Below are 22703 nucleotides of genomic sequence, written 5' to 3' on the forward strand. Positions count from 1 at the left end.
TTATGGCATTTCGGAAAGCCGCGTTTGCGGCGGTCATGGTCACGACTGCGTTGAACTCGTCGTTGGCATTCGCGCAGGAGTCGGATGACAAGGGTGCGGGACTTGGCGAAGGCGAGATCGTCGTTACCGCGCAGCGCCGTGAAGAACGGCTGGTCGACGTGCCGATATCGGTCTCCGCGGTCAGCAGCGCCGCGATCGACCGCGCGCAGGTCCGCAACGTGTCGGACATCGCAACGATCGTGCCGAACATCCAGATCAACGAGACGATCGGCAACAGCTTCGGTCCGCTGATCACGATCCGCGGCCTGTCGCCTTCGGCCGACACCAGCCTCGCTCGCGACCAGCCCGTGGGCCTCTATATCGACGGGGTGCCGATCGGGAAATCGACCGGCGCGGCCTTCGACACCGTCGATCTGGAACGGGTCGAGGTGCTGCGTGGGCCGCAGGGCACCTTGTACGGCAAGAATACGATCGGCGGTGCGGTCAATCTGATCACGCGCAAGCCGAGCGGCGAATTCGGCGGCCAATATCTGGCGGGCGCCGGAAGCTGGGGCCAGTTCAACCAGCGCATTTCGGTCGACCTGCCCGAAGTCGCGGGTTTCAGCGCCAAGGTGGGCCTGATCACCAAGCTCGACGGCGGCTATTATCGTAACAGCGTGCGCAAGGACAATTTCGGCGAAGAAGAGTTGTGGGCGGCGCGCGCCGACCTGTTGTGGCGTCCGTCGGGCAGCTTCAGCGCGCTCTACAGCTACGATATTTCGGACAGCAAAGGTACGCCGAACCAGCTTGCCACCACTGCGGTCACCGGATCGGGCGCGACCGCGTTCGTCAACGCGCTGCTCCGGCCCTATGTGGTGAGCGGACGGACGCGCGAGATCGGGGCGCAAAGCGCGCTGCGCAGCGACTATCGTACCAACGGGCACGCGCTCACCCTTGAATGGGAGCCGGGGATCGGTGACCTCACGCTCAAATCGATCACCGCGCGCCGGACCGCGATTACCCGGTCGGCGAGCGATTTCGACGGCAGCCCCCTCGATCTGCTGCGCATCATCCTCGACAATAATTACAAGCAGTTCACGCAGGAATTTCAGGCGATCGGAACCGTCGGCGATTTCAAATATACGCTCGGCGCCTTCTATCTCGACGACGAATATGATGTGTTCAACCCGCGCTGGAACTTCCAGTTCGGCGGCAACGCCTTCGACATCAGCGAACGCGGCGGCCGTTCGAAATCCTATGCCGGCTATGGCCAGCTTGCGTGGACGCCGCGCGCGCTCGACGAGAAGCTGACGGCGTCGGTCGGGCTTCGCTACACGCGGGAATCGAAGCACGCCTATGAGCTGCTGCTGTCCAATTCGGCCTATCGCGTCAATCCGGCGGCGCCCGGTTCAGGGGTGTTCCTGCGCGATGCGAACGGTAATCCGGTCACCCGCAGCGGTGGGCCCGCCGCGGGCGCACGGCCGGGTGCGGGCGGGATCGGCTATACCGACCTCAGCCCGCTCGAAAATTCGGGGGTGTGGAAGCGGTTCAATCCCGAATTCAACATCCTCTATAAATTCCAGCCTGACTTTTCGGTCTATGGGCGCGTGGCGACGGGCTTCAAGAGCGGGGGCATCAACGATACCGCTGCGACCAACGCGGCCTTTATGACCTCCTATAATCCGGAAAAGCTGACGTCGTACGAATTGGGCATGAAATATGGCGGCTTCGGCAACCTGCTCAATCTCAACGCCGCAGTCTATCACTCGATCTATAAGGATTTTCAGGCCGGGGTGCTCGTCCCCGCGCTGGTGACCACCAACATCATCAACGCGGGCAAGGCGAAATTCACCGGCGTCGAGGTCGAGGGAACGCTGCGCCCCGTCGAAAGGCTGAGCTTCAACTTCGGCGGTGGCTATGTCGATGCGCGCTACACCGATTTCATCCTGCCCGACGGCACCGACGTCACCAAAACCTATGTGCTCTCGCGCGTGCCCAAGTGGAACTACCAGATCGGCGGGCTTTATCGCCACGATGCCGGCGTTGGACGACTGGAGGCAAGCCTCAACTACAGCTGGCGCAGCAGCCAGTTCTCGTCGATCACGCCGGATACGCTGGCGAAGATGCCGTCCTATGGCTTGCTCGACGGGCGCATCGCGCTCACCCAGATCGAACTTGGCGGCGGCACGACGCTCGAGGTTGCGGCGTGGGGGAAGAATCTGACCGACAAGGAATATCTGGTCAGCGCGATCAACCTCGGTGTCCTCACGCTCGGCCAATTTGGCGATCCGCGCAGTTTCGGCGGCGAAGTTCGTATCCGCTTCTGATCGCGGCGAAGCCGATATGTCTATGGTATTGGACCCGCCGCGCACCGGGTCGCGGTGGGTCCTGCCCTTTTTGGGGGCAGTGACCTTCCTCACCGCGATCGGCAATATCGGGCTGGTGTCGGTCATGCCGACGATCGGCCGGTTATTGCACATCCCCGATTTTCTGGTTGCGGGCATTTTTTCGCTCTCGGCGCTGACCTGGGCGATCAGCGCGCCCTTCTGGGTGTCGCGGATCGAACGCAAGGGGCCGAATCCCTATATTCGCGCGGGGCTCGTGGGCTTCGTCGTGTCTATGGGTGGCTGCGCACTGTCGGTCGAACTGGGCCTGCTGGGACTGCTCACGCCTTTCGCCGCCTTCCTGCTCTTTTCGATCTTGCGGTCGACCTATGGCCTCCTCGGCTCGGCGGCGGCGACAGCGACGCAGGCGCTGATCGCGGCGCAGACGGCGGGCGCGGCCCGGACGCGGGCGATCACCACGCTGGCCGGGGCGCTCAGCCTCGGCACCATCGTCGGGCCTGCGATCGCGCCCGCGATGATCGTCGAGCCGCTGGGACCGCTCGGGCCGATGCTGGGTTTTGCGATATTTGGCGTCATCGCGCTGGGGGGAGCCTATATATTCCTTCCTCGCACGTCGCGCGGTGTGGCGCCGGTCGTCGGCGGCGCGCCGCAAATATCGCTTACGCAGGTATGGCGCCGGCAGGGGATCGGCCATTATCTGAGCTTTGGGCTGCTGCTCTGCTCGGCGCAGGCGATCAATCTTTATACGATCGGCTTCGTGATCATCGACCGCATGGCCGACGACCCGATGGCGGCGCAGCGGATGATCGGCATCGCGATGACCGCCGCCGCGGTGGCGGCGCTGCTTGGCCAATGGGGTTTCGTCCGGCTGTTCTCGCCGTCGCCGCTGTCGATGATGCGGATCGGCACCGGATTTGCCTTTGCCGGCAATCTTCTGGCCATATCCCATGGCGGGGTAAACGCCGCCGCCCTGGGCTTCATTCTCGCGAGCTTCGGCTATGGTCTCGCGCGCCCGGGGTTCAGCGCGGCGGCGTCGCTTGCCGGGTCGACCGAAGATCAGGTCGCAATCGCCTCTGCCATCACCTTCATCGCCGGGGCATCGATCACCTTGCCGCCCGTCCTCGCCTCCGCCGCCTATCAATGGTGGCGCCCGGCGCCGTTCGCGATCGCCGCGGGGATCGGCGGCGCCCTGCTGCTGAGCCATCTGCTGCCCGTGCTGGCCCGGCATATTGTCCACAACGAGCGATAGATCGTTCGCCCCGACCCGCTTTATCCGGCGGATGAAGAGCATAATGTCTGACCATGGCGTGCACGGCCAATCAGCCGGTGCACAGAAACAGAAACTGGAGAGAGAGTGTGGATCGTTATCTTGTCATTTCGTCGGACGGTCATGTCGGTCTGCCCCCCGAAAAATATCGGGGCTATCTGGAATCGAAATATCATCAGCAGTTCGACGAGACGGTCCAGCTCGAGATCAAGGCGCGCGAAGAGCATGAAAAGCGCTTCCTGATCGACGATTTCAACAACAAGTGGCGCTCGCGCGTCGGCGACGGGCTCGAGGGCGCGTGGGACGGTACGATCCGCAACCGCGTGCTCGACGGCGACGGCGTCGCCGCCGAAGTCCTGTTCCCCGACGGGATCACCGAACGCAACGCGCCGCCCTTTGGCGCCGACATCGGGCTTCGGCCTTCGGCTTCGCGGGCCGAACTGCAGTGGGCCGGCGCGCGCGCGCACAATCGCTGGCTGGCCGAATTCTGCCAGGACGATCCGCACCGCCGCATCGGGCTGGCCGTCATTCCGGCGCTCTACGACATCGATGAGACCGCGAAAGAGATCGAATGGGCGAAGCGCCACGGCCTGAAGGGTGTGTTTTTCCCCGCGCTGACCGACGGCTACGACCTCTATAACCACACCAAATATCACCGCATCTGGGCGATGCTCCAGGAAATGAACATGCCGCTTCATTTCCACTCGGGCGCCGCGCCCGCCTATGACACGACGCAGCCCGGCTGGATCGGCACCTTCCTGTGCGAGTTCGCTTTCTGGATGACGCGGCCCTTGTGGGCGATGACCTTTGGCGGGGTGTTCGAGGAATATCCGAAGCTCAAAGTCTGCTTCACCGAGGCTGGCGGCGAATTCTGGTTCCCGTGGGTGATGCAGCTGATGGATGTCCGCGCGTCTGCCAAGCATACGAGCGGGAAACTCGGCGATTATTATGCCAATATGAGCATGAAGCCGAGCGAGTATTTCGCGCGCAACATCTGGGTCGGCTGTTCGGCGCTGCCCGATGAGGAAACGACGCAGGCCTATTATGACATCGGCGTCGATCGCATCCTGTGGGGCACCGACTATCCGCATCCCGAGGGCACCTGGCCGCACACCTTCGAAAAAATGTCGGCGAGCCTTGGCGGACTGCCCGACGATGATATCCAGGCGATGCTCGGCATCAACGCGCTCGACGTCTATGACGTCGACGCCGACGCGCTGTGGAAAATCGCAGGCGAAATCGGGCCGCGCCGCGAACTCTTCGTCAAGCAGGCGGCCGAGTAGACCGGCCGCAGGGGGCGTTCCGGGAAACTCGCCGGCGTCGCGGTGCTTGCACGGGCCACCGGCCCGCACTACGCACCGCTCCTGCCCGGCGGGTTTCCCAGAGCGATCATGAAGCGTTCAACTGGCCAGGGCAGGCTCGAAGGTGGGTTGATGTCAAGCTGGCGCGGGATCGAGGAATTTCTGGCGGTTGTCGATCAGGGCAGCTTCACGGCTGCCGGCGATCAGCTCGGCCTTTCCAAATCCTATATCAGCAAGACGGTTCACGAACTGGAAGAGCGGCTGGGCGTGCAACTGCTCGTCCGGACGACGCGCCGCCTGTCGCTGACCGGCGCGGGCGAAAGCTTCCACCGCGAATGCGCGCAGCTGCAACAACGGCTGAGCGAGGTCGAAAAGCAGGTCGGACTCTATAGCACCCAGCCGGTGGGCCGGCTGCGCATCGGGCTCAGCGATATTTTCGGTTCGGATTACATGTCGGCGCTGCTGGCCGAATTCAGCGCCGAACATCCCGGGATCATGATCGAGCCAATCGCCTATCTGAACGAAAACGAGATTGTTCAGGAAAGCTTCGACATCGTCATCCGTTATGGTGCGCTACCGAATTCGAACTTGCGCGCGCGCACCTTTGGTTATCTCTCCTACTGCCTGTGTGCGGCACCCGAATATGTTGCGGCCCATGGCTGGCCCAAAAATCCCGAAGCTATGCAGGAGCATGACTGTCTGACCGACCGCAGCGCGTCGATCAATTTCAACGACGACGTCTGTGTCCGGGTCCAGCCCCGGTGGGCCAGCAACAGCGGCATTGCCCTGCGCAGCGCCGCGCGAAAGGGGCTTGGCATCGCCAGCCTGCCGGTCAGCGTCGTGCGCCAGGATCTGACCGAGGGGCGGATGCTCGCGCTTGAGGAGGAATGGTCCTTCTATGACCGGGAATGCTGGGTCGTCTATTCGCCGGGCATCATGTCGGTGGCGACGCGTGCCTTCATCGACTATCTGGTCCGCCGGACATCGCGCGTGAAAATCCGTCCCTCGATGGCCGCATCGCTCGCCGCGCGATATTAGAGGGCATAGCCGCTACCTCCATCATCGGGGCGGAGGTGAGGGCGTCCCCGCCCGGGTCGGAAGAGGACGAGGCTCAATATCGCCAATATCCAGGCCCCGGCACCTCCATAGATCATGACGGGGCCGAAGCCGGCGATGAGGCCATGCTGCACAATCGCTTCCGGCAGGTTGCCGATGATTGCCTGACTGGTCGACAGCGCTTCGGCATTGCCGGCGGCGATCGCTTCCGCCGCAACGCGCAGCTCGGCGAGCTCGACACCCTTCGGCGCGGCGCGTTGCAGCGCGGCGGCGATCCCTTCGACGAGTAATATGCCCATGAGTGCAATGTTCACCGCCAGCGTGATCAGCCGCGCGCTCATGTCGATGCCCGAAGCCATGCCGGCCCGGCTCGGGGCGACCGACGCTGTCGTGGTATTGGTCACCGGCGTATTGGTGATACCGATCCCGATGCCCGCAAGAAGCATGCCGGGCAACATGGTCAGCCAGCCCGGTTGTGCCGTAATGCTCCCGAGCTTCATTGCGACGAAGCCAAGTCCGATCGTGGCCAGGCCGAACGGAATGACGGCACCCGGACCGTATCGAAGCGACATGCGCTCGCCCAAGGGGGGAAAGATCAGCGCCGGCAATGTATAGGCGAGCAGGCACAGGCCGGTGCCGAGCGTGTCGTACCCGAGACCGAGCTGAAGATAGATCGGCAGATAGATCATGAAGGGCCAATAGCTGACGTTCATCGCGATGCAGCCAAGGATGGCGCCCGAAAAGCGGCGGTTTCGAAAGACCGAGAAATCGAACATCGGATGCGTTTGGCGCCGCTCGGCAAACAGGAATGCGGCGAAACAGAGGGCCGTGGCGGCAGCGATCGCCATCGAAGCGGGAAGGCCAAGCGTAGCTCCCTGCGTGATGAGATAGACCAGTCCGAATACCGTCAGCGAAAGCGTCAGGATTCCCGTCACGTCGAGGCGGCTGGCGTCCGGATCGCGCGATTCGGTTATCGTGCCGGCCGCAATCGCCAGCGTCAGGATGGCGAGCGGAAGATGGACAAGAAATATCCATTCCCAGCCCGCCAGTGCGATAATCGCGCCCCCGACGATCGGACCGAAACCGAGGCCGATTCCCGAGACAACGCCCCAGGTTGCGAAAGCGCGACCTCGATCGCGTGCGTCCTGAAACTGGTGCGAGAGGAGCGCGATCGAGCAGATCAGCATGGCGCCGCCGGCAAGACCCTGAAGCAGCCGACCCGCGATGAGCAGCGCCATGCTGTCGGCAAGGCCGCAAAGCGCGGAGGTGGCGCCAAAGGCGGTCACGCTGATCAGGAAGACGCGCTTGCGGCCAAAGCGATCTGCCAGCGTTCCGGTCGCCATCAGCACGGTCGTGCACGCGAGCGTATAGGCGTTCATGACCCACTGGAGTTCCTGGAAGTCACCGTGAAGGACTTCTTCGAGGCGCGGCAGGATCACCGGAACACTTGTGATCTCGAGGCCGAACATCAGTGCGCCAAGGCACATCGCGAGCAGGGCCAGCGCGTTTTTGCGGGCAGGGTGGAGAGACATGGGCGGCACCTTTCGAATTTCCGGGCCCCTCTGCCCGGCTGGTGCGCTATCTGGGGAGAAGCAAGTGATGACGGAAATGATTTTATTTTCTGGAATTCATGATCAATCATAATTAATTGACCGTCATGGACATCGATCCGGTACTATTGCGGGCGTTCGTGGCGGTCAGCGAGGCGGGGGGCTTCACGCGGGCCGCCCGGCGGTTGAATCTCACCCAGCCGGCGGTGAGCCACCAGATCCGGCGCCTCGAGGAACAGCTCGGCCGGTCTCTGATCCGTCGCACGACGCGCCGGTTGACCCTGACCGACGACGGCGAAGAGCTCCTGCTGCACGCGCGCGATATCCTCGCCGGTCTCGACGCGCTCGCGCAACGCTTCCGAACCTCCCCGGTGACGGGGGTCGTGCGCTTTGGCGCCCCCGAGGCGTTCATGGGCGAACGGTTGCCGGCGCTGCTCTGCCAGTTCTCGCGCGCCTTTCCCGCGGTGCGGCTCGATGTTCACGTCAGCACCTATCTCGACCTCAGCACGATGATCGCGGCCGAGGAACTGGACCTTGCCGTCGTGCTTTCCACCGCCGGGGCCGAGAATGGCGGCATCCCGCTGCGGCGGGCGGAGTTCGGGTGGGTCGCGGCCGACAATTTCCTGTTGCCCGAGGGCGCGTCGCTGCCACTTGCCTTCCATCCCCCGAATTGCGTCAACCGGCTGGTGGGGGTCGCCGCGCTGGATGCCACACCGATCGACTGGCACATCGCTTTCACCTCGCCGAGCGAACAGGGCCTCCGCGCGGCGGTACGATCGGGGCTGGCGGTCGCGGTGCTGATGCGCAGCGATCTGGAACCCGGCCTACGCCTGCTCGACGGCCACTATGGCCTGCCGGCCTTGCCCAGCGCCGATTTCATGCTGATCCGCAGCGGCGGCGCGGCATCCCCGGCGGCGCGCGCCTTTGGCGAGATGCTCGTCGCCATGGAGGCGCCGACGATGCCGGCGGGCACAGGACTTTGAGCGACCGCGAAGTGGTGTGCTGGCGCCCGCCCGGCCTCATTGTTCGTCACCACGCACAAACTGTACGCCATTTGGGTCTTACCTCTGGCGTGGCAATCGATACACTCGCCCGACAAGAGCCGCCCGGAAAGGACGGCCATCCGGGAGACTGACGTGCCAAAGGTTGAACGCTTTCCGATGCCTATCCCCTATGGCTGGTTCGGGGTCGGCTATGGTGCCGAACTGCAGGTGGGCGATGTCCGTCCGGTCCATTATTTCGGGCGTGACCTCGTGCTCTTCCGAAACGAGAATGGTGAGGCGGGGCTGCTCGATGCCTATTGCCCGCATCTCGGCGCGCACATGGGGCACGGCGGGCAGGTCGAGGGCGACAGCCTGCGCTGTCCCTTCCATCACTGGGCCTTCCGCCCCGACGGCTTCTGCAGCAAGATTCCCTATGCCAAGGCCTTCCCGCCGCGCGCGAAGCGCGAGCCGCTGGCGAAATCCTATCCGGTGGTCGAAAAGAGCGGCGTCATCTGGGCCTGGTATCACCCCGACGACATCGCGCCGACGTTCGACGTCATCGACTATCCCGAATTCACCGACCCCGAATGGGCCGCGCCGATCAAGCGCGAATGGCGCTTTGCCAGCAATCCCCAGGAAATTGCCGAAAATGGCGTCGATGTCGCGCATTTTGCCTATGTCCACGCGATGGACGCGGTGCCGGAGGGCGAAACCGATTATGACGGCGTGCGGCGGCACAGTGTCGCGCGCGGGCATCGTACCATCGACCTGCCGTCGGGCGAGCGTAAGCAATTGCCCTATTCGGTCGATACGCTCCAGAACGGGGCAGGGCAGAAGTTCACGCGGCTGAGCGGGCTCGTCGAGCTGTCGCTTCTGGTCATCGCCACCCCGGTCGAAGCCGACGACGTCGAACTGCGTTTCTGCTTCACGCACCCGAAGGTCGCGCCGGGCTCGCCCGAGGAAAAGGCGATCGAAGCGGCGATCGAAAATACCTGCGGGCAAAAGGGCGTCGAGGGCGATATTCCGATCTGGCACAACAAGATCCACCGCGCCCGGCCCTATCTGTGCGACGGCGACGGTCCGATCCTGCGTTTCCGCCGCTATTTCGAGCAATTTTATGCCGATGGCCCCGACGGAAGCCGCCTCGTCGAAGCCGCCGAATAGACGCTCCGCGCCCCGCGGAAAACCACCACTGCCGACTAGCTGCGCCTTGGGCGCCATAGGGAGAATTGCGATGTCCAGACTGCGTTATGTTCAGGGTCCCGTCGAAACCCGTGCGCCAGGCATGCTGCGCAACACCGTCTACGGGATTCGCGCGACATATGAGACCGATCCCGAAATCATCGCGGCGCTGCTGCCGCAGCCGCTCGTCGCGACCGCAAAGCCCGAAATCTGGCTGCAGATGGTGCATGTGGCGATGCATGTCACCGAGACCGACACCGTCGAGATTGGCGCGCTGACCGTCGGCGTCAATTGCACGCATGAAGGCGCGCCGGGCGCCTATTGCTTCCATATGGCGATGGAGGGCGAAACCGTCGTCACCTCGGGCCGCGAGCGCTTCGGCGAACCCAAGAAGATCGCCGAGACGCATTTCGAGCGCAATGGCGACCATCTGCGCGCGACCTGCTCGCGCCACGGCATCGCCTATTTCGAAATCGAAGGCACGATCGGCGAAGCGATCGACCAGCCGCTGAAATTCGAAGAGCATCTTTTCTGCTACAAGGGCATGCCGTCGATCGACCAGCCGGGCCAGTTCGACGGCGACGTCTTCCTCACCCGCCTCAACTGGGAACGCAATTACGATTCCCGCCGGGCGATGACGGGGACGATCACCTTGCGCGATTCGGCCTTTGATCCGCTCGCCGACATCCCCGTTCGCCGCATCACCGACATGCAATATGTCGAAGGCGGCACCGCGACCGGCGGCACGCTGCTGCGCAAGGTTCCGGGCGAATGGATCGCGCCGCACTGGGTCGGGCGGCACGATGATCCCCGCAATGTCGGCGCCGAAATCGGCGAACGGAAGGCCGCCTGATGGACGATTTTTCCGGCCGGGTGGCGGTCGTAACGGGTGGCGCAAGCGGGGTTGGCAAATGTCTGTGCGCCGACCTCGCCCGCGCGGGGGCGCATGTGGTGATTGCCGATATCGATCCGGCGCGGCTTGAAGCGGTGCGCGTCGAGATTGACGCGCTGGGTTCGGGGCAGGTGCTTGCGATCGCCTGCGACGTGACCAAGGAAGCGTCGGTGCGGGCGCTGGCGGATCAGGTTTTTGGCCAGTTCGAGACGGTGCATATCCTGTTCAACAATGCCGGCGTCGGGCTAGGCGAGGCGCAGCGCAAGCTGTGGACGCTTCCGCTCAGCGACTGGCGCTGGGGCATCGACGTCAATGTGCTCGGCGTCATCCACGGCATTGCGGCTTTCGTGCCACGCATGATCGAGGCGGGACAGGAGGGCGTGGTCGTCAACACCAGCTCGACCAACGGCGGGCTGCGTTCGCTTCCCAACACCCCCATTTATGCCGCGACCAAGGCGGCGGTGACCAGCATCTCCGAAGTGTTGCACCAGCAATTGCTGCGCGAAGGCGGCAAGCTGCGTGCGGCCACGCTCTTCCCGGGGCCGCACACGGTCAACACGGCGATCATGGCGTCGGGCGAAGTCCGTCCGGCGGATTATGTCGAGAATGAGGCCCAGACCAAAGTCGCCTATCGCACGATGGAGGATCTGGTACGGACGACCGGGCTCAAGCTCAAGCTGACCGAACCCGCCGAGGTATCCGCCTTCGCGCTCGACGGCATTCGCGCGGGGCGTTTCTGGTTGTTGCCCGAGAGCGAGGAGAATGATGTGCTGATCGCCGCGCGAACCGAACAGATTTTGGCGCGGCGGGATCCGCCATCGGCATGGTGACCGCCGCGGTAGCCGACGAGCCGTCGGCAGGCGCTGCGCCCTCTCGCGGCGTCTACCGCTGGCTCGTCGTCGCGATCCTGTTCGTCGGCTATTGCTTCAGCGCGATCGACGCCCGTGTGCTGACGCTGATGGTCGAGCCGATCCAGCGCGACCTGAACCTCAGCGATTTTGAAATCAGCCTGCTTCAGGGTTTTGCCTTTTCCTTGCTCTACAGCATCGCCGCGCTGCCGATCGGCCGCTTTGTCGATCGTACCAAAAGGCGCGCGACGCTCATTGTCTGGGGAGTGCTGTTCTGGTCGGCGATGACCGCCGCCTGCGGCTTTACCAGCAGCTTCATCGGGCTCTTCCTCGCGCGCGTCGGCGTCGGGGTGGGTGAGGCGACGCTTAGCCCGACCGCCTATTCGTTGATCAGCGATTATTTCGAGCGGCGAAGGCGGGCGCTGGCGATCAGCTTCTATGCGATCGGCTACCCGATCGGAGGCGGCCTGGCGCTGTTGATCGGCGGTTGGCTGCTCGCGCGCTTCACCAAGGCCGGCGGCGCAACATTGCCGTGGCTCGGCAGTTTCGAACCGTGGCAGATGGTGTTTCTGTGCGTTGCGGCGCCCGGATTGATCGTCGCCGCACTGATGATGACGATCCGCGAGCCGGCGCGGCAGGAGCTGGCGGCGAACCTGTCGGTGCAAAGCAGCCTGCGCGAAGGGTTCGACTATATTTCCGAGCGTTGGGCGCTGTTCGGTTCGCTGATCGGTTCGCTCGCCCTGATCGCACTTCTGGCGATCGGCACCGCCCTGTGGTTCCCGACCTTCCTGATCCGCAGCTATGGCATGAGCCCCGCCGAGGTGGGGATGTCCTACGGCATGATCATGCTGACCTGCGGCACCATCGGCACGCTGTCGGGTGGCTGGCTCGCGGGACGGTTGATGCAGGGCGGCCGGGCGGACGCCAATATGCGCGTCGTGCTGATCGCCACCGTGCTGAAAGGCGTTCCGCTCATCGTCGCGCCGCTGATGCCGACCGCCTTTCTGTCGCTCACGATGATGGCGATCGGCACGCTGATCGGTCAGGCGTCGCAAGGCGTGATGCTGACCGCGATCCAGGATGTGACGCCCAATCAGCTGCGCGGGCAGGTCACCGCCATCTCGCTCTTGTGCGTCAATCTGGTGGGGATGGGGCTGGGCGCCAGCGTCATCGCCGCGATCACCGATTTCGGCTTCGGCGACCAGGCGGCGCTCGGCTATTCGATCGCGATTGCCGGTGCGGTCGTGCTACCGCTGATCGTGGCCCTGCTCCTTGTCGCCCTGCCGCACTATCGCCGCGCGGTCGAAGGCTGACGCGCGCCACCGGGGTCGTCAGCCGAGAACGGCGACGCTGCGCAGGATGAGGCGGACGAGATCGGCCTGCCGGCTGACCCCGGTCTTGCTGAGGATCGTCTTGCAATAGCTGCGCACGGTATTTTCGGTGAGTTCCAGCCTTGCCGCCGCTTCGGCGAGGCTGAGCCCGGTCGCGAGCAGCGCCGCCAGATGCGCCTCGGACGGCGTGAGGTCGAAGATCTGGCTGACCAGTCTTTCGAGCGGCTGGTTGTTGTCGAGCCCCGAGACATAGACCACCGCGGCCGGCCCCGCCTCGTTGCTGTAGCGCGAGGGCGTCTCGATCGAGCGCACGAGTACCCCGAAATGCCGGTCGATATCCGCCTCGATACGCAGTCCTTCGGCGAAGCTGCCGCCATCGCGGCGCGCCGCGACCGCCTTGCCGACCAGTTGCTGGAGCTGGGCGTTGCCCGTCTTGCTCGCGAGCACGAGCCGGTCGTCGGCGGCGCGCAGCGCGGTGCTCGACTTGATCAGCGCGCGGCCGGCGCTGTTGGTGCGCAGGATGCGCCCCGCGCCATCGAGGATGAAGGTGCAGAGCGTCAACCGGTCGAGCGTGTCGATCATCACCTGCAGCTCGGTCTCGTCGCGGCGGATGCGCGAGAAGAGCGCAAGCGACTGTTCGAGATGCGGGCGCAATGCGAGCAGCACCGCCTTGTCGTCGTCGGTGAAATCCTCTTCGCCCGGACCGTTGGTCAGGCCGACATTGCCCTCCCACCCGCCGGGTTCGGAAATATACATGCCGAGTTGATATTCGATGCCATAGGGCTGCAATATCTCGCGATAGAAGCGGTTGCTGCGAAGGTCGTCGGGCGAGATCACTTCGCTCAGCCGGAAGATGTCGCCGGCTTTGGTCAGCGCGTTGCGCAGCGGGTCGAGATCGCCGAGCTCGGCATGGACCGCGTGAATCCGGCGGGCTTCGCGCTCGTCGATCACGGGCGGCGGTCCCCAGATGATCAGCGGCGGCGTGCCCTGCCGACTGAGCCGCAACGTGATCGCCGCGCTGGCGCAGCGCATCCGCCGGCTCAGCGCTTCGAGGAAGCCCAGCCACGGCGTCGCTTCGAGCGGCCCGCGGTAAAGCAGGGTCACCAGTTCATCGACTTCGGCCAGAGGTTTTCCGATCCGCATTCCGGCTTCGCTTCCTGTTCGCGTCCCGTCACCCGATAAGCTGGGGAGTCGGTCTCGATCCCGCAATGACCTGTCCGGACCCGAGCGGCAAGAGGCGGTGCGCAAATCGCGCGCCCCCCGAATAGGGGTTGTCGCGGCCACACCCGCGCGTAACGCAGCGGGGAGCAAATCGATCGGGCAAATGGACGGCCTGTCCATGGATGCCCGGCGCAGGAGACGATCTGCCGTGGCCGAAGCCAAGTTCACGATACCCCATAAAATCTTCGCCGCGGCGCGCGCGCATGGCGATGCCGTCGCGATCCGCGGCGAGGACGGGACCGAGGTTCGTTATCGCGATCTCGAACCGCTGGTGCGGGCGGCCGCCAAGGGCTTTATCGCGGCGGGTGTCGTGGCGGGGGATCGGATCGCGATCTGGGCGCCCAACGCGATTGGCTGGATTGTCGCCGCGGTCGGTGCGCAGGCAGCGGGCGCGGCGATCGTGCCGCTCAACACCCGGCTGAAGGGCCGTGAGGCGGGTTATATATTGCGCACCAGCGGTGCCAAGCTGCTGTTCACCGTCTCCGATTTTCTCGGCACCGCCTATCCAGAATTGATCGCAGGCGAAGATCTGCCCGACCTGCGCGGGATCGTCCTGATGGACGGCGACAAGGGTGGCATGGCCTGGCAGACCTTCCTCGATCGCGGCGCCGCCCTTTCCGATGCCGCGGTCGCCGCGCGGATGGATGCGCTGAACGAGGATCAGGTTTGCGACATCCTCTTCACCTCGGGCACTACGGGCAATCCGAAGGGGGCGGTGACGACGCATGGGCAAAATGTCCGGCTGTACCTCGCCTATGGCGAGACGCTGACCTATGGTCCGGGCGACAATTTCCTGATCATCAACCCCTTCTTCCACAGCTTTGGCTACAAGGCCGGATGGCTGGTGGCGCTGATGCGCGGGGTGACCGTGCTGCCCCACGCCGTGTTCCAGACTGACAGGGTGCTCGAACGGATCGAGCGCGAACGGGTGACATTGCTCCCGGGTCCGCCGACGATCTTCCAGAGCCTGCTCGCGGGCCCTTATCGCGACCATGATATTTCTTCGCTGCGCGTGTCGATCACCGGCGCCGCGTCGGTGCCGGTCACCCTGATCGAGGAAATGCGCGGCAAGCTCGGCATCGATGTCGTGCTCACCGCCTATGGCCTTACCGAAACCTGCGGCGTCGTGACGATGTGCGGCGCCGGCGACGATGCGGCGACGATCGCCAACACCGCGGGCCGCCCGCTCGCCGGGATCGAGGTCAAGCTTGTCGACGAGGCGGGCGAGAGTGTCGCGCCGGGCGAGGCGGGCGAATTGCTCGTGCGTGGGCCCAATGTGATGCAGGGCTATTTCAACGACCCGGCGGCGACCGCGGCGGCGATCGATAGCGAAGGCTGGCTGCGCACCGGCGACATTGCGGTGCAGGACGCACGCGGCAATGTGAAGATCACCGACCGCGCCAAGGACATCTTCATCGTCGGCGGCTTCAACGCCTATCCGGCCGAGATCGAAGGGCTGCTCGCGGCCAATCCGGCGGTCATGCAGTCGGCCGTCATCGGCGTGGCCGACGAACGGCTGGGCGAAGTGCCCAAGGCCTATGTCGTCCTGCGTCCCGGCGCGAGCGCCACTGCCGACGAGATCGTCGCCTGGTGCCGCGAGAATATGGCGAACTACAAGGTGCCGCGTCAGGTGGTGATCCTCGACGCGCTGCCGGTGAACGCCGCGGGCAAGGTGCAGAAGTTCCTTCTGCGCGATCCCGGGGCGTAGCCATCGTCCGATGCGACAGGACGACGGCTAGCGATCCATTGCGGCCCTTCTTTCGCCAGCTACCCGTCCGCCCGTTCAGCCGACTACCGACCCCGCTGAGCCTGAGGCTGCGACTGATAGGTTGAAGGCCGCTTCTGCGCCACCGCCGGAAAGGTGCGGCCGCCGTGGTAGGTAACGGTCCCACACACACGGTCGCCCTTGGCCGAGAGCGTGCCGTCGAACAGCACATCGCCCTCGCGGGAGGCGACCGCCATGTGGAAGCTGTTGCCGGTCAAGGTGATTTTGCGCAGGACAACGGGTGCGGTCATCCACAGCGACAGCGATCCGCCATAAGCGTCCTCGACGAAGCCGATCGACAGAAGCCCGAAATTGGGCGTTGCCCCGACATGCATCAGGAAATCCCAGTTGCCGTGGAGGTTCGGAGCCTCGGCGCCGGCCGGAGCGGCTCCCGCGCCACATTCAAACCGCATGTTTACAGCCTCGCTTGCTGCTGCCGGAACCGCTGCGAATGCCAATACCGCGCCGATGATAATCCGTTTCATTGCTTTCTCCATCTCAACTTTCTCCGTGCCAACATCTGGACGGTCATGCCGGCCGGGTGGCGGGTGGCGATGCCGGTCGACAATGGAGAAAGTCGTGAGTAGCTTCCGCAATTTCGTGACTGGTGGGCCGATGCAGTTGGCGATGCGTGAATGGCGAATGATGGGGAAGTGGCGGGGGCCGCTCAGTGCGGTGGCTTTTGGCGTGGTGCTTGGAGTGACGGGTCCATTCGGATCGCAAACCACTCTCGGTCCAGAGGTGCGCTATCCTTTCTGGATGGTCATCGCACTCGTCGGCTTTGGCGCCGCTGCTGCTGCGGAGCGAGTTCTTCCGTCCGCTTCGCCGGGGAGAAGAACGGCAACACGGATCATCGCAGTAGCAGCCGCATCCGCGGTGCCCATGACGTTCTTTGTGGCGTGGGCCATGGGGGTGGTTCGACCGGGCAGAATGTTCAGCCCCGTTCAACTGCTCGCGTTATTTCCGTACGTGGCGCTCGTCCAGTTGCTGATTGCCCGCGTCATGTCTCCGGACGACCCGATGACTGTGGTCGCACCCGTGGAACAGCCAGCCGCGGCGCCCGAATATCCGCGCGAGTTCGTGTCGAAGCTTCCGGTGGCTTTGCGCCGGGACATTCTCGCACTGGAAGCTGAGGACCATTATGTGCGCGTGCACACGCGCCACGGCTCGGCGCTGATCCTGATGCGACTGGCGGACGCGGCGGCGATCATCGATCCCCGGCTGGGCCTTCGCGTGCACCGTAGCTGGTGGGTGGCCAAAGACGGCGTTCGCGCGTTGGAAAGAACGCCCGGGCGCGCCATTGTCCGGCTGATCGATGACACGGCCGTTCCGATCAGCAGGACATATTTGTCGGCCGCGCGGGCAGTTTTGACCGATTAACTCTATCGAACCGATGTGGTTTGCTGGGCCGAACCGTCAGGTTGCGGGGTAGAAGCGGCTGATTGTATCGACAACGCAGGCAGGCTTTTCGGCGCCTTCGATCTCCACCGTCACCCGAACCACCGCCTGGACGCCGCCCTTGGCTTCCTCGGCCTTGACGAGCTCGCCACACCCACGGATCCGGCTGCCGGCGCGGACGGGGCTCAGAAAGCGCAGATTGTCGGTGCCGACATTGACCCCCATCGAAACGCCGCGCACCTCGACCAGTTCGGGGAGGAAGCGGTTGACGAGGCTCATGGTGAGATAACCATGCGCGATCGTGCCGCCGAACGGACCGCCCTTGGCGCGCTCTGGATCGACATGAATCCATTGATGATCGTCGGTGGCCTTGGCGAACAGGTCGATACGGTCCTGCTCGATCGCGAGCCAGTCGGTCGGGCCGAAGCTTTCGCCCACCGCCGCGAGCAGCGCCGCCGGGGTTTCGAAGATGCGCGCGCTCATGCCTGCTGGCTCGAGACCGCGAGCACTTCACCCGTCATGTAGGAGGAAAGCTCGCTGGCGAGGAAGAGCATCACGTTCGCCACTTCCCAAGGCTCGGCATAGCGGCCGAAGGCTTCCTTCTCGGTCAGCGTCTCGAGCAGCCCCGGCGGGGTCACCTTGGAAAGCGAGGCGTGCATCGCGAGGCTGGGCGAGACCGCGTTGATGCGGACGCCGTGCTCGGCGGCTTCGAGCGCCGAACAGCGCGTGAAGGCCATGACGCCGGCCTTCGCCGCGGCATAATGCGCCTGCAGCCTTTGCGCGCGCCAGCCGAGCACCGAGGCGTTGTTGACGATCGCGCCCTTCTGGCGTTCGTACATGTGCGGCAGGATCGCGCGCGTCATGCGAAAGACACTCGTGAGCGTCACGTCGAGCACCTTGTGCCACTGGTCGTCGGTCATCTCGACGACCGAAGCCGCGCCGCCGAGCCCGGCATTGTTGATGAGGACATCGACATGCCCCATCGCGCCGATCGCACCCGAAACCAGCGCCTGTACCTGATCCTCACTGGTGACGTCGCAGACGAACGTGCCGGGGCGTGCGAAGCCGAGCGCGGCGATCCGGTCGGCGGTCTCGCCGAGACGGCGTTCGTGCATGTCGGAGAGGAAAAGCGTCGCGCCTTCCTCGGCCGCGCGCTGTGCGACTGCGCCGCCGATGCCGCTGCCCGCGGCGGCGGTGATCAGCACGGTCTTGCCCTTCAGAAGGCCGGTCGGGGTCGGATATTCGGGGGCGGGTCGTGCCACGCTTGGTTCCTTTATTTGAGGTCGCCGCGCGGTTCGCGGGGTAGCCCCAGCGCGCGCTCGGCGATGATGTTGCGCTGAATCTCGTTCGTGCCGCCGTAAATTGTGTCGGCGCGGCTGTAGAGGAACAGGTTGGGCAGCGCGGGGAAGGCGTATTCGTGACCCGCCACGGTTTCGCCCGCTTGTCCCAGAACGTCCATCGCGAGCTCGCCGAGATCGCGGCGCCACGTCGCCCACTGGATCTTGTAGGTGAGCGCCGACGGGTTGAGCTTGCCGTCCTCGGCGTCGGTGAGCATGCGCAGCGCGCCATAGCGCATCAGCTTCAGGCCGATCTCGGCCTTGGCGATGCGCTGGCGGATCAGCGGGTTCTTCGCCTCACCATTGGCGCGCGCCGCGGCGATGACCGCGTCGAGTTCGTTGCGAAAGCCCATCTGCTGCGCAAGCGTCGAGACGCCGCGCTCGAAGCCGAGCAGCCCCATTGCGACCTTCCAACCATCGCCGGGTTCGCCGAGGATGCTCTCGGCCGCGGTGCGCGCGTCGTCGAAGAAGGTTTCGTTGAATTCGGCCTCGCCCGTGATCTGATGGATCGGGCGGACGGTGACGCCGCTCTGGTCGACCGGAACGAGCAGGAAGGAGAGGCCCTTCGGTCCTTTCGACCCTGCCTCGGTACGCGCGATCACGAAGATCCAGTCCGAGAATTGGGCGAGGCTGGTCCAGATTTTCTGTCCCTCGATCACCCACTCGTCGCCCTCGCGCCATGCCTTGGTGCGGACATTGGCGAGGTCCGAGCCGGCACCCGGCTCCGAATAGCCCTGGCACCAGATTTCTTCGCCCTTCGCGATCTTCGGTAGGAAGCGCGTCTTTTGTTCTTCGCTGCCGAAGGCGAGGATGGTGGGACCGGCCAGCTCGATGCCGATATGGTTGAGCCGGGGCGGGGCGCCTGCGCGCGCATATTCCTCGGCGAAAATGACCTGCTGCGCGAGCGTCGCGTCGCGCCCGCCATAGGCTTTGGGCCAGCCGACGCAGCTCCAGCCCGCTTCGCCCAGCCGGCGCTCCCAGTCGCGGCGGCGCTCGGGCATTTCGGTCAGGCTGGTGAGTCCGCGGACGTCGGCGAAGGCGCCTTCCAACTCGGCCTTGAGCCAGGAAGCGGCCTCGGCGCGGAAGACTTCTTCCTCAGGCGAAAATCCAAGCTTCATGCGGCTTTGTCCAATCCGGCGAGTCCGGCCACCTGCTCGCGGTGCCAGTCGGGGGTGCCGAGCAGGCTCGCGTTGCTGCGCGCGCGCTTGAAATAGAGATGCGCGTCATGCTCCCAGGTGAAGCCGATGCCGCCATGCAGCTGGATCATCTCGCCCGCACAGTGGCTGTAAGTGTCGCAGGCGAATGCCTTGGCGGCGTGGACCGCGAACGACGCTTCGTCCGACGCTTCGTCGATCGCGCACGCGGCCCAATAGACCGCCGAGCGCGCCTGCTCGATCGCGACCATCATGTCGGCGAGGCGGTGCTTGACCGCCTGGAAACTGCCGATCGAACGGCCGAACTGGATGCGTTCTTGGGTGTAGGCGACCGTCCGATCGAGACACGCCTGCGCGCCGCCCAGCGCATCGGCGGCGATGGCGAGCCAACCGGTGGTGAGCGCGGCGTGGACGGCGGCGCGCGGATCGGCGAGCGTTTCGACGGCGACCCCGCCGAAATCGAGCCGGGCATAGGGGCGTGTCTGGTCCATGCTGGTGAGCGGGGTGATTCCGAGCCCGAGCGCGCCGCGCTCGACGATCGCGACGCCATTGTCGGTTGCGACCACGAACAGGTCGGCGCTGGCGCCGTGCGGCACGAGGAGCGCGGCGCCGGTCAGCGTTCCGTCGCTGATCGTCGCGCCCGGCGTTCCACCCATATTCACTGCGGCGAAGCTTGCCACGAGATCGCCCGATGCCAGACGGGGAAGGAGCCGCGCCTTCTGTTCGTCGGTGCCGCCCGCAAGAATCGCGGGGGCGGCAAGCCCAAGGCTGGCGAGCAGCGGCAGCGCCGCGGTGTGCCGCCCCGCTTCCTCGGCAAAGATCGCAAGCTCGACCATCCCGAGCCCGACGCCGCCCAGTGCCTCGGGAATCGCGACGCCGGCGAGGCCGAGTTCGCCGGTGAACGCCTGCCACAGCAGCTTGTCGACGCCCGTGTCGGCCATCGCTGCGCGGGTGCGCTCGCTCGTCGCATTCTCCGCAAAGAACGTCTTTGCCGTCTCGGCAATCATCGCCTGTTCGTCGGTGAAGGCGAAATGCATCTTAGCTGCCCCAGACCTTGCGCGGTTCGCTGCGGACTGCGAGCAGCTTGTCGACCGCATCGCCGACGTCGGCGGGTGCCCATTTTGCCTGCTGGTCGACCGTCGGGCCGAGTTTCCAGCCATCCTCGATCGTGATGCGTCCGCCTTCCAGTTCGAAAACGCAGCCCGTCACATGCTTCGATTGTTCGGAGCCGAGCCATACGACCGTGGGCGCGATATTGTCGGGGTCCTGTACGTCGAAGCCGGTTTCGACCGCGGCCATCTTGTCGGCAAACGCGCCCTCGGTCATCCGCGTGCGCGCCGCGGGGGCGAGGGCGTTGGCGGTGATCCCATAGCGGCCAAGCTCGGCCGCCTGCACCAAAGTCAGCGCGGCGATGCCGCCCTTGGCGGTCGAATAGGCCGCCTGCGCGATCGAGCCCTGGAGCCCGGCGCCGCTGGTGGTGTTGATGATGCGCGCGTCGACGGGACGGCCCGCCTTCTGTTGTGCACGCCAGTAATCGACGGCGTGGCGGCTGACGCAGAAATGGCCGCGCAGATGGACGTGCATCGTTGCGTCCCACTCTTCGGGGGTCGCGGAGACGAACATGCGATCGCGCACGATCCCGGCATTATTGACGACGACATGCAGGTCGCCGAACGCCGCGACCGCGGCGTCGACGATGCGCTTGGCGGCATCCCAGTCGGTGATGTCCTCATAATTGGCGATGGCGTTGCCGCCCGCCGCCTTGATCTCGGCGACCACACCGTCGGCCGCCGACGTGTCACGGCCTTCGCCCGCAAGGCTGGTGCCGATGTCATTGACGACGACATTGGCGCCTTCGGCGGCGAAGGCGAGAGCATAGGAGCGCCCGAGCCCGCGCGCCGCGCCGGTGATGATGACGGTCCGTCCTTCGCAAAGTGTCATTACAGCCTCTCGATTATCGTGACATTGGCCTGACCGCCGCCTTCGCACATGGTCTGCAGACCATAGCGGCCGCCGGTACGCTCAAGCGCATTGAGCATCGTCGTCATCAGTCGCGCGCCGGTCGCGCCGAGCGGGTGGCCGAGCGCGATCGCGCCGCCGTGGACATTGACCTTTTCATGCGGGATGCCGAGTTCCTTCATCCACGCCATCGGCACGCTGGCGAAGGCTTCATTGCATTCGAACAGGTCGATGTCGGCGACGGTCATCCCCGCCTTTGCCAGCGCATATTGCGTCGCGGGGATCGGCGCGGTGAGCATCCACACCGGATCGTCGGCGCGCACCGACAGATGATGGATCCGCGCGCGGGGGGTCAGGCCATGGTCCTTCACCGCCGCCTCCGACGCGATCAGCATCGCCGCGGCGCCATCGCAATTCTGGCTGGAGATGCCCGCGGTGATCTTGCCGTCTTCCTGAATCAGCCGCAGTTCGGCCAGCCCTTCGCGCGTCGTTCCGGGGCGGATCGTCTCGTCCTGCGCCAGCCCTTCGAGTGGCGCGATTTCATTGGCGAACCAGCCGGCATCGGTCGCGGCCTGCGCGCGCTGGTGCGATGCGAAGGCGAATTCCTCCATCTCGGCGCGGCTGAGGCCCCATTTGTCGGCGATCATTTCGGCCGAATTGATCTGGTTGAGCAGCCCGTCGCCATAGCGCGCGATCCAGCCGGGCGAGGTGTTGAACGGGTTGGTGAAACCATGGGGTTCACCCGCATACATCGCCGCACTGATCGGGATGGCATTCATCGCCTGCGATCCACCCGCGACGACCAGATCCTGCGTCCCGCTCATCACGCCCTGCGCCGCGAAATGCAGCGCCTGCTGCGACGATCCGCACTGGCGGTCGACCGTTGTGCCGGGAACATGCTGGGGCATCCCCGCGACGAGCCATACGGTGCGGCCGATGTCGCCCGCCTGCGGCCCGATCGTATCGCAGCAGCCCCAGACGACATCGTCGACCGCGCCGGCATCGATGCCGGTGCGTGCGATCAATGCCTTGATCGGATGCGCGCCGAGGTCGGCTGGATGGACGGCGGCAAGGCTGCCCTTCTTGCGCCCGATCGGCGTGCGCACTGCGTCGATGATATAAGCTTCGGCCATCA

Annotated in this window: 20 protein-coding genes; 11 read left to right on the plus strand and 9 right to left on the minus strand. The window is 65.0% G+C overall.

Annotated features, from left to right (window positions below; translation table 11 throughout):
• Nucleotides 1-2 precede the first annotated feature (2 nt).
• The 4 genes from FG91_RS10760 to FG91_RS10775 all read left to right on the plus strand — a co-directional run bounded on the left by FG91_RS10760 (nucleotide 3) and on the right by FG91_RS10775 (nucleotide 5930).
• Complete coding sequence (locus tag FG91_RS10760) at nucleotides 3-2306, plus strand: TonB-dependent receptor (RefSeq protein WP_235212011.1); 2304 nt, start codon at nucleotides 3-5, stop codon at nucleotides 2304-2306.
• 16 nt (nucleotides 2307-2322) lie between these two features.
• On the plus strand, nucleotides 2323-3573 hold the full coding sequence (locus tag FG91_RS10765) for an MFS transporter (RefSeq protein WP_152568078.1): 1251 nt from the start codon (nucleotides 2323-2325) through the stop codon (nucleotides 3571-3573).
• 107 nt (nucleotides 3574-3680) lie between these two features.
• Nucleotides 3681-4874, plus strand: coding sequence for an amidohydrolase family protein (locus tag FG91_RS10770; protein ID WP_037514877.1), 1194 nt, complete (start codon nucleotides 3681-3683; stop codon nucleotides 4872-4874).
• A 150-nt stretch (nucleotides 4875-5024) separates the two neighbouring features.
• Nucleotides 5025-5930 (plus strand): LysR family transcriptional regulator, encoded by a 906-nt coding sequence (locus tag FG91_RS10775; protein WP_037514878.1) that lies wholly within the window; start codon nucleotides 5025-5027, stop codon nucleotides 5928-5930.
• On the opposite strand, the gene FG91_RS10780 is transcribed toward FG91_RS10775, so the two are convergent.
• Nucleotides 5927-7480: an MFS transporter gene (locus FG91_RS10780; protein ID WP_037514879.1), complete on the minus strand. Its 1554-nt coding sequence runs from the start codon at nucleotides 7478-7480 to the stop codon at nucleotides 5927-5929. The two genes, FG91_RS10775 and FG91_RS10780, sit on opposite strands and share 4 nt — an antisense overlap.
• Nucleotides 7481-7605: 125 nt before the next feature.
• Here FG91_RS10780 and FG91_RS10785 point away from each other — a divergent pair, with 125 nt between their 5' ends.
• The 5 genes from FG91_RS10785 to FG91_RS10805 all read left to right on the plus strand — a co-directional run bounded on the left by FG91_RS10785 (nucleotide 7606) and on the right by FG91_RS10805 (nucleotide 12716).
• Nucleotides 7606-8481 (plus strand): LysR family transcriptional regulator, encoded by an 876-nt coding sequence (locus FG91_RS10785; RefSeq protein WP_037514880.1) that lies wholly within the window; start codon nucleotides 7606-7608, stop codon nucleotides 8479-8481.
• A 153-nt stretch (nucleotides 8482-8634) separates the two neighbouring features.
• On the plus strand, nucleotides 8635-9645 hold the full coding sequence (locus FG91_RS10790; protein ID WP_161785647.1) for a Rieske 2Fe-2S domain-containing protein: 1011 nt from the start codon (nucleotides 8635-8637) through the stop codon (nucleotides 9643-9645).
• Between the two features lie 70 nt (nucleotides 9646-9715).
• Complete coding sequence (locus tag FG91_RS10795) at nucleotides 9716-10516, plus strand: acetoacetate decarboxylase family protein (protein ID WP_037514883.1); 801 nt, start codon at nucleotides 9716-9718, stop codon at nucleotides 10514-10516.
• Entirely contained in the window at nucleotides 10516-11385 is an 870-nt protein-coding gene (locus FG91_RS10800) for an SDR family NAD(P)-dependent oxidoreductase (RefSeq protein ID WP_037514887.1), read from the plus strand. Before FG91_RS10795 ends, FG91_RS10800 begins: the two co-directional genes overlap by 1 nt.
• Nucleotides 11379-12716, plus strand: coding sequence for an MFS transporter (locus FG91_RS10805; protein ID WP_037514889.1), 1338 nt, complete (start codon nucleotides 11379-11381; stop codon nucleotides 12714-12716). Before FG91_RS10800 ends, FG91_RS10805 begins: the two co-directional genes overlap by 7 nt.
• 18 nt (nucleotides 12717-12734) lie before the next feature.
• On the opposite strand, the gene FG91_RS10810 is transcribed toward FG91_RS10805, so the two are convergent.
• On the minus strand, nucleotides 12735-13877 hold the full coding sequence (locus FG91_RS10810; RefSeq protein WP_037514890.1) for a helix-turn-helix transcriptional regulator: 1143 nt from the start codon (nucleotides 13875-13877) through the stop codon (nucleotides 12735-12737).
• Nucleotides 13878-14103: 226 nt separating this feature from the next.
• Here FG91_RS10810 and FG91_RS10815 point away from each other — a divergent pair, with 226 nt between their 5' ends.
• On the plus strand, nucleotides 14104-15663 hold the full coding sequence (locus FG91_RS10815; RefSeq protein WP_235212012.1) for a FadD3 family acyl-CoA ligase: 1560 nt from the start codon (nucleotides 14104-14106) through the stop codon (nucleotides 15661-15663).
• 83 nt (nucleotides 15664-15746) lie between these two features.
• Here the strand turns inward: FG91_RS10815 and FG91_RS10820 are convergent, their stop codons facing one another.
• On the minus strand, nucleotides 15747-16205 hold the full coding sequence (locus FG91_RS10820) for a hypothetical protein (protein WP_161785648.1): 459 nt from the start codon (nucleotides 16203-16205) through the stop codon (nucleotides 15747-15749).
• Nucleotides 16206-16299: 94 nt separating this feature from the next.
• Between FG91_RS10820 and FG91_RS20995 the strand changes: the two genes are divergently transcribed.
• A complete protein-coding gene (locus tag FG91_RS20995; RefSeq protein WP_161785649.1) occupies nucleotides 16300-17100 on the plus strand; it encodes a LytTR family DNA-binding domain-containing protein in 801 nt (266 codons plus the stop codon).
• Between the two features lie 36 nt (nucleotides 17101-17136).
• Here the strand turns inward: FG91_RS20995 and FG91_RS10830 are convergent, their stop codons facing one another.
• The 6 genes from FG91_RS10830 to FG91_RS10855 are packed head-to-tail and all read right to left on the minus strand — an operon-like array spanning nucleotide 17137 to nucleotide 22701.
• Nucleotides 17137-17601: a MaoC family dehydratase gene (locus tag FG91_RS10830; RefSeq protein WP_037514893.1), complete on the minus strand. Its 465-nt coding sequence runs from the start codon at nucleotides 17599-17601 to the stop codon at nucleotides 17137-17139.
• Nucleotides 17598-18380, minus strand: a complete 783-nt coding sequence (locus tag FG91_RS10835; RefSeq protein WP_037514894.1) for an SDR family oxidoreductase — start codon at nucleotides 18378-18380, stop codon at nucleotides 17598-17600. Before FG91_RS10835 ends, FG91_RS10830 begins: the two co-directional genes overlap by 4 nt.
• An 11-nt stretch (nucleotides 18381-18391) precedes the next feature.
• Nucleotides 18392-19573: an acyl-CoA dehydrogenase family protein gene (locus tag FG91_RS10840; protein WP_037514896.1), complete on the minus strand. Its 1182-nt coding sequence runs from the start codon at nucleotides 19571-19573 to the stop codon at nucleotides 18392-18394.
• Nucleotides 19570-20646 carry an acyl-CoA dehydrogenase family protein gene (locus tag FG91_RS10845; RefSeq protein WP_037514898.1) on the minus strand — a complete coding sequence of 359 codons (1077 nt, stop codon included), beginning with the start codon at nucleotides 20644-20646 and terminating at the stop codon, nucleotides 19570-19572. The genes FG91_RS10840 and FG91_RS10845 overlap by 4 nt, the downstream gene beginning before the upstream one ends.
• Before the next feature lies 1 nt (nucleotide 20647).
• The gene (locus FG91_RS10850; protein WP_037514899.1) at nucleotides 20648-21550 is read right to left on the minus strand and encodes an SDR family oxidoreductase; all 903 of its coding nucleotides are present in this window, start codon (nucleotides 21548-21550) and stop codon (nucleotides 20648-20650) included.
• Complete coding sequence (locus tag FG91_RS10855; RefSeq protein ID WP_037514900.1) at nucleotides 21550-22701, minus strand: acetyl-CoA C-acetyltransferase; 1152 nt, start codon at nucleotides 22699-22701, stop codon at nucleotides 21550-21552. The genes FG91_RS10850 and FG91_RS10855 overlap by 1 nt, the downstream gene beginning before the upstream one ends.
• Between the last annotated feature and the right edge of the window lie 2 nt (nucleotides 22702-22703).

Origin of the sequence: Sphingopyxis sp. LC81 (genome assembly GCF_000756375.1) — a bacterium.
GTDB lineage: Bacteria > Pseudomonadota > Alphaproteobacteria > Sphingomonadales > Sphingomonadaceae > Sphingopyxis.